Here is a 12,944-nt window from a genome sequence, read left to right as displayed (position 1 = left end):
TGCGACTACCCAAAGCACCCGCACATTCACATGGGCAGTACCCGGCGTCTGGGATAATGGTCGGCGATGACCACCGTAGCGAGCACTGCCGCCCTGACCGCCACCATCGATCTTGCTGCCATCGCGCACAACGTCGGGGTGCTGCGGGCGACGTCGGGTACCGGTGTGATCGCGGTGGTCAAGGCCGATGCGTACGGGCACGGCGCGGTGCCGGTGGCGCGGGCGGCGCTCGCCGCGGGGGCGCGCGAACTGGGTGTCGCGCACATCACCGAGGCGCTGGAACTGCGGCAGGCGGGTATCGACGCGCACATCACGTCCTGGCTGCACACTCCGAGCACCGACTTCGCGGCGGCGGTCGCCGCGGGCATCGATATCGCGGTGTCCTCACCGCGTCAGCTTGCGGCGGTTGTCAAGGCGGCAGGCGAGGCCGGGGTGACCACCACGGTCACCGTCAAGGTCGACACCGGCCTCAATCGCAGCGGCGTGGCCGTCGACGAGTGGGATTCGATGGCCGTGGCCCTGGCCAAGGCACAGGCGCAGGAGTCGATCACGTTGCGCGCGATCATGACCCACCTGGTGCGCGGCGACGAACCCGACCATCCGCTCAACTCTCAGCAGGCCGAACGTCTCGACGACGCCGCCGCCGACCTCGCCCGGCTCGGCGCCCCGCCGCAGCTCATGCATCTGGCCAACTCGCCGGCCGCGCTGGTGCGTCCGGATCTGTCCCGCGACCTGGTGCGGCCCGGCATCGCGCTGTACGGGCGCACCCCGCTGCCCGACCGCGGCGACTTCGGACTGATCCCGGCGATGACGCTCACCGGCGAGATCTCCCTGGTCAAGAAGGTTGCGCAGGGGCAGGGCGTTTCCTACTCGCATACCTGGATCGCGCCCTGTGACACCGTGGTCGCGGTGATCCCGGCGGGCTACGCCGACGGGGTGCCGCGCGTCCTGTCCGGCAGGTTCGAGGTGCTCGTCAACGGACGCAGCTTCCCGGCGATCGGCCGCGTGTGCATGGACCAGTTCGTCATCGACCTCGGTCCCGACGGCGGGGGCGTCACCGAAGGTGACGTGGCCGAACTGTTCGGCCGGGGTGACCGGGGCGGGGCGACCGCCGCGGACTGGGCCGACGCCACCGGCACCATCGACTACGAGATCCTGTCCGCCATCCGTGGCCGGACGGTGCGCCGCTACATCGGCGGGGAGGCGTAAAGGCCCCGATGGACAAGACTACGAGAGCGGCGAACACAGCTAGACGGCCGAGAACACCGAGAATCTCCGGGATCAAGGACAGGTCCGGGCTGCTGGCCGGTCTGCCGCATGTCGGTGCGCTCGGCAAGCAGGCCGTCGGCGGGGTGGCCAAACGCGTCACCCGCCGCGACCGGGACGCCGGACCGGACCCGTACGCCGATGAGGACTTCAAGGCCATCTACGACGATCCGGCGTCGTCGGTGGTGACCGACGACGGGCTGGCGCTCGCGGTCCGCACCGTCGATCTGTGGGACACGTCCGTGGACGCAGACCCCGAGGTCACGCTGCTGTTCGTGCACGGTTTCACGCTGCGGATGGCGAGTTGGCACTTTCAGCGGTTCCAGCTCGCGCGGCACTGGGAGGGCAAGCGTATCCGGATGGTGTTCTTCGACCATCGCGGCCACGGCAAGAGCGACCGCGCACCCGCCGAGACCTGCACCATCGACCAACTCGCCGACGACACGGCGGCGGTGATCCGCACCATCACCCCCGGCACCACCACCCGCAGGCGATTGTTGCCGAAGACAGAAGCCGCGGGAACCATTGTGCTGGTGGGTCATTCGATGGGGGGTATGGCACTCATGGCCCTCGCCCGCAGGCACTCGTACCTGTTCGGTCCGGGCGGCATCGTGTCCGGGGTGGCGCTGGTGGCCACCGCTTCGCGCGGTATCACCGAGGCCGGTCTCGGTGAGGGCCTGCGCAACCCGGTGGTCGATGCGTTCCGGGCCTCGGTGCGGCGCGCACCGAAGCTGGTGCAGGCCGGGCGCGGTATCACCCGGGTCTCCCTCGAACCGGTGCTGGTGGCCGCCAGTTTCGGTCCCGGATTCCACAGCCGGGCCGCCGGCCGGGCCGTGGAGAAGATCATCCAGAACACACCGCTGGAGACGCTGGTCAACTTCCTGTACGCCCTCGAGGACCACGACGAGTCGACCGCGTTCCCGGTGCTGGCCCAGGTCCCGAGCGTGGTGGTGTGCGGCAGCGCCGATCAGCTCACCCCGCTGCCCAACTCGGTCCACATGTATGCCGACCTCGGCAGCGACTCGCGGTTGGTGGTCGCGCAGGACGCCGGGCACATGGTGCAGATGGAACGCCCGGAACTGGTGACCGACGCGATCGCCGAACTGGTGGAGCGTCGCCGCGTCGCGCTGCTCCCGCCCCGGCGGCGCCGCTGGCTGCGAGGACAGAAGTGAACGTATCCGCAACACAGTGGCACAGCCGGGATCTTCCCGATGTCGCCGACACCGAATCCCTTGGGCGCGAACTGGCCTCGGATCTGACCGCCGGTGACGTGGTGATCCTCGACGGCCCGCTCGGCGCGGGTAAGACGGCGCTGGCCCGCGGCATCGGCGCCGGACTCGGTGTGGTGGGCAGGGTGTCGTCGCCGACGTTCATCATCGCCCGCGAGCACCGGCCGGGCGGCCCCGGCAAGCCCGGAATGGTGCACGTCGACGCCTACCGCCTCGGTGGACTCGATGAGCTCGACGCCCTGGACCTCGACACCGACCTCGCCGACGACGTGGTGGTGGTCGAATGGGGTGAGGGCGTGGCCGAGGTGCTGGCCGACCGGCACCTGCTGGTCCGGCTGCGCCGCGATCCGGATTCCGAAGTGCGCCATGCGCAATGGGGGTGGGTTTACCATGACTGACGCTGCCGCGACGACCGTTCTCGTCCTCGACACGGCCACCGACTCGGTGGTGACCGGGGTGGCGGCCATCGCCGGCACCGAGGTGACCGTCCTCGCGTCCCGGTCGATCTCCGATCACCGCAGGCACGCCGAACTGCTCACCACCCTGATGGGTGAGGTTCTCGGCGAATCCGGCGTCGGCGGAAGCGGTCTCGCCGCGGTCGTGGTGGGTTGCGGCCCCGGACCCTTCACCGGTCTGCGGGTCGGGATGGCCACCGCGGCGGCGTTCGCCGACGCGCTCGGACTGCCCGCGTACGGGGTGTGCTCCCTCGACGCGCTCGCCGCGCAGGTGCGCCACGACCGTCCGGAAGCCGCATCCGTGGCCGTGATCAGTGACGCGCGCCGGCGTGAGGTGTATTGGGCGCGTTACGACAACGGCGATCGGGTGGCCGGCCCGGCGGTCGCCGCGCCCGCCGCCGTCATCGACGAGGTGGCCGGGGCCGAGGTGGCCGCAGGCTCGCCCGCGCACATCGAGGCGGTGGGGCTGACCGTCGACGCCGAGGCCCCGACGGTGCCGACGGTGTTCGGACTCGCCGCCGCGGCCTGCCCCGCGATAACCGCCGGTGCGGTGCCCGAGTCCCTGGTGCCGCTGTATCTTCGGCGCCCCGACGCGGTCGAGCGACAGCGGCCGGCGAAGGCGGCACTGCGGTGACGCCGGGTGCCCCCGTCATCGACGGACTCACCATCGCCGATGTGCCGCGCTGTGCGGAACTGGAGATGCAGATGTTCGCCGGTGACTCGCCGTGGCCGCAGGCGGCGTTCCGTGCCGAGATGAACGCCCCGTACAACACCTATTTCGCGGCCAGGGACGCGATCGGTGAGCAGGCGATGGGCTACGCGGGCATCTCGATGCTCGGTGGCCCCGGCGCCTACGAGAGCGAAATCCACACCATCGCCGTCGATCCCGACAGGCGGGGCCGCGGATATGGTCTGGCGTTGCTGCGGGCGATGCTCGCCGTGGCTGACGATGCGGACGCACCGGTGTTTCTGGAGGTGCGCACCGACAACCACACCGCGATCAGCCTGTACGAGCGACACGGCTTCGCCACCGCCGGCATCCGCCGCGGCTACTACCAGCCGTCCGGTGCGGACGCCTACACGATGGTCCGGCCCGCCCGGACCCGGACAGAACAGACCCAGGAGGCCCCGCGATGATCGTCATGGGAATCGAGAGTTCCTGCGACGAAACAGGAGTCGGCATCGTCCGGTGGTCCGGCGGTGCCGCCGAACTCCTCGCCGACGAGGTCGCCTCCAGCGTCGATGAGCATGCGAGATTCGGCGGTGTGGTGCCGGAGATCGCCTCGCGTGCGCACCTGGAGGCGATCGTCCCGACGATGCGGCGCGCCCGCGAGGCCGCCGGCATTGACCGTCCCGACGCGATCGCCGTCACCATCGGCCCCGGACTGGCCGGCGCGCTGCTGGTGGGAGTCGCTGCCGCCAAGGCGTATTCGCTGGCCTGGGATGTGCCGCTGTACGCGATGAATCACCTCGGCGGGCACGTCGCCGTCGACACTCTCGAACACGGCCCGATGCCCGAATGTGTCGCGCTGCTCGTCTCGGGCGGGCACACGCATCTGCTGCATGTCACCGACCTGGCGCGGCCGATCGCCGAACTCGGCACCACCGTCGACGACGCCGCCGGTGAGGCGTTCGACAAGGTGGCCCGGCTGCTCGATCTGGGCTATCCGGGTGGACCGGCGCTCGACGCACTGGCCGTGGCAGGGGACCGGACGGCCATCGCATTCCCGCGCGGCATGACCGGACCCCGCGACGCCCGCTACGACTTTTCCTTCAGCGGCCTCAAGACCGCCGTCGCCCGTTACGTGGAGAAGTGTGCGCGGGACGGTGTCGAGGTTCCGCTGGCCGACGTCGCGGCGTCGTTCCAGGAGGCCGTCGCCGATGTGTTGACCATGAAGGCGATCCGGGCGTGCACCGACCTCGACGTCGACACCCTGGTCCTCGGCGGCGGTGCCACCGCCAACTCGAGGATCCGATCGCTCGCCGAAGAACGGTGCGCCACAGCGGGAATCACGCTACGCGTGCCGAAACCGCGGTTGTGCACCGACAACGGCGTGATGATCGCCACCCTCGGCGCGCACGTCATCGCCGGGGGTGCGCAGCCCTCACCGCTGACCGTCGCCTCCGATCCGGGGATGTCGGTGCAGGTCAGCCAGCTCTAGCCGGGCTGCCGGCGGGGTGGCAGCCGACGAGGTTCAGCGCGTACCCGACGTACTCGGCGGCTACCTCCTCCGGCGACAACCTCCCGCCGGGATGCCACCACGTGGGCAGCGCCGTACACATGGAGACGACGACCCGGGCGGCGTCGTCGGGGGAAGCGGTGGTGAACAGGTGCGCGGCGACGCCGGCCCGGACCTGTTCGTCGACGAGCTCTTGCTGATGGTTGCGGCGCGCCGACACCACGGCCTGGTTTCCCGGTTCCAGGGACCGTACCTCGCTGGCACCGATGAAGCCGAGATCGCGTCGGTACGTGTGATAGAGCGCGAGATTCTCGACGAGACAACGGAACCGGCCGACCGGATCATCGCATTCGGCCAGTGCGGCCGCCGCCCGCCACTCCAGGTCGGTCATGGTGGCATCGAGGATGCACATCAGGATGGCCTGTTTGCTGTCGTGGCGGGCGTAGATGGCCGGCACCGAAACACCGCTGCGCCCGGCGATTCGGCGCATCGTGGTGCCGTGGTAGCCGAGTTCGAGGAACTCGGCGAGGGCGGCGGCCAGGACCGGATCCTGGCGCAGTGGACCGTACTTGCGCCAATCTGAGCGGGACCGCCCCGATGCTGTAGCTGCGGATGCCATTGGCGCGGTCGAGCTTCCGGTGACAGGGTCGGCGCCGCGTTGGGACAGGATGTCGCAGGCGCTGACGCCGAGTACGGCAGCGATCGATTCCAGGCGGGTGACGGTGAGCTGTGCCTTGTCGTTCTCCAGCTGGCTCAGGGTGGCCGGACTGACCCCGAGCGCAGCCGCCAGCCCACGCGCGGACAGCCCCTTGCGGAGACGGGCGCGCCGCACACGGGCGCCGACAGAGGGACGGCCATCGGGATCCATGCCGTTCAGGCTAACTACGCCGTTCAGGATAACTAAACCCTGGTCCGATCGGGGTGCTGTCCGATCATGGCCACCGCATCCAGAAGTCCAGCTCCAGATCCCGTTGTGCGACCGTCGGATCAACCTGGTAGGCCGCGAAATCGGTGACCCCGTCGGCGGCCAGGACCTCCTCATCGATAAAGCACTGTCCGGTGGCCGCCGAGGAGGGCTTCGAGATGATCGACAGGGCCGCGTCGGCCATGATGTCGACGGTGCGGCTACGGGAGACGAGGTTCTCGCCGAGCACATTGCTGACGGCGGCGGTCGCGATGGTGGTGCGCGGCCACAGCGAGTTGGCGGCGATCCCGTCGGCGTCGAGTTCGCTTGCCAATCCGAGCGTGACGAGCGACATCGCGAACTTGGAGATGGTGTAGGCGGTGGGTACCGCCTTGAACCATTCGGGGGCGATGGTGATCGGTGGAGACAGCGTCAGGATGTGCGGGTTCGCCGACCTACGCAGGTGCGGGACACATTTGGTGGACAGCGAGAAGGCTCCGCGGGCGTTGATGTCCTGCATGAGGTCGTAGCGCTTCATCGAGATCTCGGCGCTGGGGGTCAGATCAAGTGCGCTGGCATTGTTCACCACGATGTCGATGCCGCCGAACTGTTCGACGGTCCGGGCCACCGCCACGTCGAGCTGGTCGTCGTCGCGGATGTCGCCGACGATGGGCAGGGCCGTGCCGCCGGCCTGCTCGATCGCCTTGGCGGCGGTGAAGATCGTGCCCGGCAGTTTGGGGTGTGGGTCCGCGGTCTTGGCGATGAGGGCGATGTTCGCGCCCGCCCGGGCGGCCTTGACCGCGATGGCCTCGCCGATGCCCCGGCTGCCGCCGGACATGATCAGCGTGCGGCCCGAGAGGTCGGCGCCCGCTCGTGCCTGGCTGGGGGATTCGGGTGTGGTCATGGTGTCCTTTCCGCCGTGGACCGGCCGCGCGTCCGGTGCCGGTGCTGAACCGAGCGATCGTTCGGATTGCACTCACCCTTGCAGGAGAAGGGCTGCTACGTCAATGAACTGTCTCAGATAGCCACTCAAATTCGGAATAGCTAAACATCGTTCGAGAATTCTTGACCGACCGGTGCGATGGCCCCATTCTGGGCACGACCGAGCGATCGCTCGGAGCGACCGCGCCGGATCGTCCGGCCGCGTACCGTCCGGAAGGGATGCCGCCATGACCCTACGTACCTCGGCCGATTATCGAGCGGGCCTGCGCGATGAGCGCCGGGTGTTCTACCAGGGCAAGAGGGTCGACAATGTGGCGTCGTTCGGTGAATTCGACTGCGCCATCACACACTCGGGTCTGGCCTTCGACATCGCGGCGGAACTGCCGGAGCTGGCGGTCGTCGATGACGGCGACGGTCCGTACACCGCGTTCTACCGGGTACCGCGCACGGGCGAGGACATCGCGAACCGGGGAAAGCTGATCGAGGCCGTGTCCCGGATGGGGGCGGGGACGATCGTCCTCAAGGAGGTCGGCAGTGATGCGCTGTTCGGACTGCTGCGGGCGCTGACCGGGGAGGGCCTGGAGAACGCCCGCGAGTTCTACCGGTACTGCTGCGAGAACGACGTCGCGCTCGCCGTGGCCCAGACCGACGTCAAGGGTGACCGGTCGCTGGCCCCGCACCAGCAGGCCGACCCCGACCTCTATCTGCGTATCGTAGGCGAGGATGCCGACTCGATCACGGTGCGCGGGGCCAAGGTTCACACCTCGTTCAGTGCGAACGCCGACGAGATCATCGTGCTGCCGACGCGGGCGATGGGACCGGCCGACGCCGACTGGGCGGTGAGTTTCGCCGTGCCCGTCGACACCGAGGGCCTGAGCCTGTATGTCTCGCCCTACCTGCACGGCGAACCCGATCCGTTCGAGCATCCGGTATCGAGCAAACACAAGCTCCTGGAAAGTCTCACGGTGTTCGACGACGTGCGGGTGCCCAAGTCGAGGGTCTTCCTGAACCGGCAGCCCGAACTGGCCGGCCCGCTGGCCCTGGCGTTCGTCGACTACCACCGCTTCACCGCCGTCAACTACAAGCTGCCCATTCTCGATCTCCTGGTGGGTGCGGCGCTGGAGATGGCGGACGCGAACGGTATCGGCCGCACCGGACATGTGAAAACCAAACTGACCGAGCTGATCACCTACGCCGAGACGGTGCGCGGTTTCGCCGAGCTCGCCGCGCTACGGTCGGTGAGCGGGGGTAACGACGTCCAGCTACCCGATCCACTCGCCGTGAACATGGCCAAATACCATTTCGCGCACGGTTTCCACGCGGCCACGGCCACCTTGATCGACCTGGCCGGCGGACTCATCGTCACCGGTCCGGGCGGTGCCGACTGGGCGGATCCCGGAACGCGTGCCGTCCTCGAAAAGTACTTCGCCGCAGCGGCTCCCGCCGAGCAGCGGCTCCGGCTCATCAATCTGATCGGTGATATCACCACCGGGCAGTGGGGCGGCTACCAGTCGGTGCTCGCCACCCATGCCGAAGGCTCGCTGGAGGCCGAGAAGATGATGATCGCCCGCGCCTTCGACGACACCCGTGCCCGTGCGATGGTTACGCAGGTGCTCAGCGAAGCAAGGTTCTGACAAGTAGACGGTATCCCCCGGTGTGCGGCGAACGCGACGTTCACCGCACACCGGGGGATACCGTCGTTCAGCGCAGGTGGTCGGCCTCGTTCACCGACAGCAGCTCGCGCAGCTCGTCGCCGTGGGCGTGGACCCGGGTGACCGAGGTGTAGGTGGGGAAGGTGAAGAACAGTCTGTCGGTGCCGAGGATGTGCGCCAGGTAGGCGTTGATCACGCCGCCGTGGCACACGACGGCGACCCGCGAGTCGTCATCGGCGGCGGTGACGATGTCCTCGACGCCGGCCACGGCTCGTTCGCGGAACGCATCCGGGTCAAAGGTGTTCTCTCCCAGGCGTCCGGAGTTCATGTCATGGAAGAGGAGACTCCGGGTGGGGTAGGCGTCGAGGTTGACACCGTAGGTGGTCCAGCCCCGGTCGAGTTCGGCGATACGGTCGTCGAACTCGACCGGCAGTGACAACGTCGACCGCACGAACTCCGCGGTCTGGCGCGCGCGGCGCATGGGGCTGCTCACCAGGCGGTGGATCTCGCCGTGCCTACCGCCACGCAAGGCCTTGGCCAGCAGTTGTGCCTGTTCCTGCCCGTCGGGATCGAGGGCGGGATCGGCGCCGGACGGATCGACGATGTGGTGTGGCCGGGCGTGCCGGATCAGCAGCAGTTCCATCGTTACCGAATACTCAGCGCGGAGAGCACATTTCGCACCGCGGCCACCGACTTCCAGTCGATGACGGCCGCACAGTTACGACGCAGCAGCGCCAGGATGAGGGCGTTGACCACATCGTTGTCGGGCAGGACGTCGATCGCGGCCAGCGTGATGTACAGGCCGCTGAGCAACTGGATCTGGTAGTCGCAGACGGCGTCGGCGACGTCGTAGCCGGCCGCCTGCCGGGAGTAGACCTCGATGTAGCGGCGGATCAGCGGCATCTCGATCTCGCGGCGCAGGTCCGTGTCGACGCTGCCGGACATGAAGTATCCGACGTCGTACATCGGGTTGCGCACACCGGTGACCTGCCAGTCGATGAGCACCGCGGACGGTTTGCCGCCGACCTGCTCGAACAGCACATTGTCCACGCGTGGGTCGCCGTGGGTGAAGCTCCAGCGTTGCTGCGGCAGCAGGTGCCAGTCCCGGACGATGTCCGCACCGTCGCGGATGACGTCGAGGTATTCCGGTGGCAGCGCGTCGGTGTACCGGCCGAGTGCTGCCTCGGCACCGGCCCGGGCGTGGTCGGACCAGTAGTCACACACGTCGGCGAGCCGGATCATCCAGTCGGGGGCCGATTCCGGGGTGGTCGGCGCGAAAGCCGAGTGCACTCGGGCCAGTTCGACGATTACCGCTTCGGCTTCCTCGGCATTGCTGCCGGCGGCCTGGTTGCCAGGAACCGCCGAGCGGGTGAGGTCCTCGGTGACCAGGTTGATGTTGGTCTCGTCGCCGGCCACCCAATAGGCGGACGGAATCCGGCAGGCCAGGCGTTCGCCGATGGCCCGGAACGCGCCGATCTCGCGGTGATAGGCGCCGCTGTTGAGGCCGTGCTGGTGTGCACCCGGATCGCTGGGCCGGAGTTTGACGACAACCGATTCGGGTGCCTCGCCACGGTTTCCGTCGTAGGTGATCTCCACGCGGACACAGTCACTGACATTGCCGGCGCCGATCGGGGCGTGCGAGACCGCGGTGACGACGGCGTCGGGCAGTCCGGACCGGCGCAGCCCGGCCTGCATCCAGGACGGGGTGATCTCATCGATGCCGACGATGGGTGTCGGCTCGGTGGTGGTTTCCGGGTTCATTTCCAGGTTCCCTTGAAGTAGTTCGAGTTCCAGACGTCGGTGATAACACCGTCGTGCACCTCGAAGATCTCGATGCCACACAGGGTTTCACCGTTGGTCCGGCGTTCGGCATTCCACGTGAGGCAGGCATGGGTGTCGTCGCCGAACAGCGAGACGATGGTGAACTGAGGGCTGTTGGCCGCCAGGTCCTTCGTGATCCGGTCGGTCTGCTCGGCGCGGCTGAGGTTGATCACGCCGTCGGAACTGTGCCGCGCCATCGGATCGGCGCAGATCTCGTCGACCAGACCCACGTTGCCATGGTTGTACAACTCGATGACGTAGCGCCGCACAGTCTCCACGGCATCGGTCGTGCCCGCATCCCGTCCGGCGGCAGCGCTCGCGGAGCTCATGAGACACCCGCCCGGGCGGACTGTTCCTGTTCGGCGAAGGCGGCCACCGTGGTGGCGAGTTCGGCAGGCGTGGCGCCGTGCAGAATGACTCCGTCGACGCCCAGGTCGAACTGGTGGCGCACCAGCTCGGCGCAGCGCTGTGCCGAACCGGTCGCGGCGCAGTCGAGCCATTCGGCGGGAATCACCTCGTGCAGCCGTTCGAAGGTCTCGGTGTCGCCGACGGCGTCGGCCCAGCCGGGCAGCGACCGCACCACCTCCGAGGTCCGGAACCGTTCCAGCAGTGCCGGATCCCACCGGTTGGTGCGCACGAGGAGATCACCGTAGACCTGCAGGTAGGTGGCGATCCGCCCGACCGTCTTCTTCAGGAACGTCTGTTCATCGATCTCGTCGCAGACGGATGCGTAACACGACCACACCTTCACCGCGTCCGGGTCGCGCCCGGCCTGTTCGGCGGCCCGTTTCACCTCACCGACGACGCGGGCGGTGGTCTCGTCGGAGAAGAACGTGTGCAGCACCACCATGTCGTAGGCTCGGCCGGCCATGGCGAGGGTGTCGGGCCCGAAAGCGGTGGTGCACAGCGGGATATCCTCGTCGAACGCGGGGTCGAGCTTGAGTGCGGGGAAATCGCCGAGGGCACTGTGATAGTCGGTCACCGTCTCGCCGTGCCACAGCCGGCGCATCAGTGCCGCGAACTCCTCGAGCTGGGCGGTGGACACCTGGTTCAGGCCCATCGCCGCGATCTGCGGGCGCAGACCCCGCCCCACGCCGAGTGTGAACCGGCCGCGGGTCAGCCGGTGCATCGTGGTGGCGAAGGCGGCGGTGATCGACGGGTGGCGGGTGTTGATATTGGTTGCGGCGGTGGTGATCCCGATCCGGGTCGTCGCCGCTCCCGCCGCACCCGACAGAGCGCACGCCTCCTTGACATTGAGCCGTTCGGAGATGAAGGCCTGACCTATTCCCATCGCCTCGGCCTCGGCGAGTTCGTCGAGCATGATGCGCGGATCGGTGACATGACCGCCGAGGGTGTAGAAGCCGAGTTGGCTGAGCTCAGGCATGGCTCACCTGCCTGGATGCCGCATCCCGGATACATTGCAGCGCATCATGATCGATGGCATGGGTGAGTGCGTTGGAGGCCATCGACACGAACAGGTCGTCGCCCCGTTCGCTGCGGGCCACCAGCATCGCCGCCGCCACCCCGATGACGAAGTTCTGGAAGGTGCCGATCGGGTAATCGCGCAGCAGATCGTCGAAGGAGTAGTCGCTCACCCCGTGCGCGGCGAGCTCGCGATGGTAACGGGCGAGGAGCTCGTGCTCGTGTTCGCGCCGGGCCTCCGGCGACAGCGCCCCACCGATGAAGTACGCGACATCGACGGTGCCGGGGGCGAGAATGACGGTCTGCCAATCCAGGACCGCCATCCCGACCTTCCCGTCGAGGGCATCGAACAGGACGTTGTCGGGCCGGAAGTCACCGTGCTGGATGGTGAACGGGATGGTGCGCAGGGCGTTGTAGTAGTCGTCGATCGCGTCGGTGAACGCCTGCCCGAGCTCGATGTGTTCGGCGGCGAGCCGATCCCGGTAGCGGTCGAGGAAGCCCTCCCACCAGATCGGCATCATCTCGGTGAACTTGGCCCAGTACACGCCGGAGATGTCGAGCCAGCTCGTGCCGGTGAGTTCGTCCGAGCCCCAGAACGGGGCATGGATCCGGGCGGCCTGCTCGACGGCGAGCTCGACCTCGGACAGCGAACAACCGCGCAGCTGATCACCCGGCCGGGCCGGACTCAGATCCTCCAGCAGCAGCACGAATTCGGTGTTGTTCGAGTCGATCTCGGCATGATGGCAGGCCGGTACGCGCACCGGGAGCCGGGGTGCGATCTCCTGATAGAAGCGCACCTCCCGCAGGTAGTTCATCTCGCTGCGGCCCGCGGCACGGTTCTGGTCCTTGGCCGAACTCGTCTTGGTGACGAACGACGCCGGCGCGTCGGTGGTCTCGGAGTAGGTGACCTGGGTGTGGATGCTGTCGGCCACCTGGCCGGTGCCGATCGGCTTGGTCTCGATACCGGTGACCGAGATCGCGGTGTCGAGAAGGTTGTGCTGATGCAGGATGCGCTCGATCCAGTCGGCGCACAGATCAGACGGATGCATGGAAACCTCTTTTCGTCGGAGTGC

14 protein-coding genes are annotated in these 12,944 nt (G+C 68.1%); 7 read left to right on the top strand and 7 right to left on the bottom strand.

Going from position 1 to position 12,944, the window contains the following annotated elements; all coding sequences use genetic code 11:
* Positions 1-66 precede the first annotated feature (66 nt).
* Genes alr through tsaD form a run of 6 tightly spaced genes read left to right on the top strand, consistent with a single transcriptional unit; the run spans position 67 to position 5,112 of the window.
* Entirely contained in the window at positions 67-1,209 is a 1,143-nt protein-coding gene (gene alr, locus GOAMR_RS08875; RefSeq protein ID WP_005185847.1) for an alanine racemase, read from the top strand.
* A gap of 8 nt (positions 1,210-1,217) precedes the next feature.
* Positions 1,218-2,438, top strand: a complete 1,221-nt coding sequence (locus GOAMR_RS08870; RefSeq protein WP_005185844.1) for an alpha/beta fold hydrolase — start codon at positions 1,218-1,220, stop codon at positions 2,436-2,438.
* On the top strand, positions 2,435-2,893 hold the full coding sequence (gene tsaE, locus GOAMR_RS08865) for a tRNA (adenosine(37)-N6)-threonylcarbamoyltransferase complex ATPase subunit type 1 TsaE (RefSeq protein WP_005185841.1): 459 nt from the start codon (positions 2,435-2,437) through the stop codon (positions 2,891-2,893). The genes GOAMR_RS08870 and tsaE overlap by 4 nt, the downstream gene beginning before the upstream one ends.
* Positions 2,886-3,584 carry a tRNA (adenosine(37)-N6)-threonylcarbamoyltransferase complex dimerization subunit type 1 TsaB gene (gene tsaB / locus GOAMR_RS08860; RefSeq protein ID WP_005185839.1) on the top strand — a complete coding sequence of 233 codons (699 nt, stop codon included), beginning with the start codon at positions 2,886-2,888 and terminating at the stop codon, positions 3,582-3,584. Before tsaE ends, tsaB begins: the two co-directional genes overlap by 8 nt.
* Positions 3,581-4,087 (top strand): ribosomal protein S18-alanine N-acetyltransferase, encoded by a 507-nt coding sequence (gene rimI, locus GOAMR_RS08855; RefSeq protein ID WP_005185836.1) that lies wholly within the window; start codon positions 3,581-3,583, stop codon positions 4,085-4,087. The genes tsaB and rimI overlap by 4 nt, the downstream gene beginning before the upstream one ends.
* The gene (gene tsaD / locus GOAMR_RS08850) at positions 4,084-5,112 is read left to right on the top strand and encodes a tRNA (adenosine(37)-N6)-threonylcarbamoyltransferase complex transferase subunit TsaD (protein WP_005185834.1); all 1,029 of its coding nucleotides are present in this window, start codon (positions 4,084-4,086) and stop codon (positions 5,110-5,112) included. Before rimI ends, tsaD begins: the two co-directional genes overlap by 4 nt.
* Here the strand turns inward: tsaD and GOAMR_RS08845 are convergent.
* Positions 5,099-5,998, bottom strand: a complete 900-nt coding sequence (locus tag GOAMR_RS08845) for a TetR-type transcription factor C-terminal domain-containing protein (protein WP_005185832.1) — start codon at positions 5,996-5,998, stop codon at positions 5,099-5,101. The two genes, tsaD and GOAMR_RS08845, sit on opposite strands and share 14 nt — an antisense overlap.
* Positions 5,999-6,062: 64 nt before the next feature.
* Positions 6,063-6,938 carry an SDR family oxidoreductase gene (locus GOAMR_RS08840; protein WP_005185830.1) on the bottom strand — a complete coding sequence of 292 codons (876 nt, stop codon included), beginning with the start codon at positions 6,936-6,938 and terminating at the stop codon, positions 6,063-6,065.
* A gap of 265 nt (positions 6,939-7,203) precedes the next feature.
* On the opposite strand from GOAMR_RS08840, the gene GOAMR_RS08835 reads away from it, so the two are divergent.
* Positions 7,204-8,610, top strand: coding sequence for a 4-hydroxyphenylacetate 3-hydroxylase N-terminal domain-containing protein (locus tag GOAMR_RS08835; protein ID WP_005185829.1), 1,407 nt, complete (start codon positions 7,204-7,206; stop codon positions 8,608-8,610).
* A gap of 67 nt (positions 8,611-8,677) precedes the next feature.
* Here the strand turns inward: GOAMR_RS08835 and GOAMR_RS08830 are convergent, their stop codons facing one another.
* From GOAMR_RS08830 to GOAMR_RS08810, 5 genes are read right to left on the bottom strand one after another with little or no spacing between them, the layout of a single operon-like run.
* Positions 8,678-9,271: a histidine phosphatase family protein gene (locus tag GOAMR_RS08830; RefSeq protein ID WP_005185827.1), complete on the bottom strand. Its 594-nt coding sequence runs from the start codon at positions 9,269-9,271 to the stop codon at positions 8,678-8,680.
* A gap of 2 nt (positions 9,272-9,273) precedes the next feature.
* Positions 9,274-10,389 carry a phosphotransferase family protein gene (locus GOAMR_RS08825; RefSeq protein WP_005185824.1) on the bottom strand — a complete coding sequence of 372 codons (1,116 nt, stop codon included), beginning with the start codon at positions 10,387-10,389 and terminating at the stop codon, positions 9,274-9,276.
* The gene (locus tag GOAMR_RS08820; protein ID WP_005185821.1) at positions 10,386-10,778 is read right to left on the bottom strand and encodes a nuclear transport factor 2 family protein; all 393 of its coding nucleotides are present in this window, start codon (positions 10,776-10,778) and stop codon (positions 10,386-10,388) included. Before GOAMR_RS08820 ends, GOAMR_RS08825 begins: the two co-directional genes overlap by 4 nt.
* Positions 10,775-11,833 carry a TIGR03857 family LLM class F420-dependent oxidoreductase gene (locus tag GOAMR_RS08815; protein ID WP_005185818.1) on the bottom strand — a complete coding sequence of 353 codons (1,059 nt, stop codon included), beginning with the start codon at positions 11,831-11,833 and terminating at the stop codon, positions 10,775-10,777. The genes GOAMR_RS08820 and GOAMR_RS08815 overlap by 4 nt, the downstream gene beginning before the upstream one ends.
* Positions 11,826-12,920: a phosphotransferase gene (locus GOAMR_RS08810; protein ID WP_005185814.1), complete on the bottom strand. Its 1,095-nt coding sequence runs from the start codon at positions 12,918-12,920 to the stop codon at positions 11,826-11,828. The genes GOAMR_RS08815 and GOAMR_RS08810 overlap by 8 nt, the downstream gene beginning before the upstream one ends.
* Positions 12,921-12,944: the final 24 nt, after the last annotated feature.

This window comes from Gordonia amarae NBRC 15530 (genome assembly GCF_000241345.1).
Lineage (GTDB): Bacteria > Actinomycetota > Actinomycetes > Mycobacteriales > Mycobacteriaceae > Gordonia > Gordonia amarae.
The sequence above is the reverse complement of the archived record's forward strand: the minus strand, read 5'-3'. Positions and strand labels throughout refer to the sequence as shown.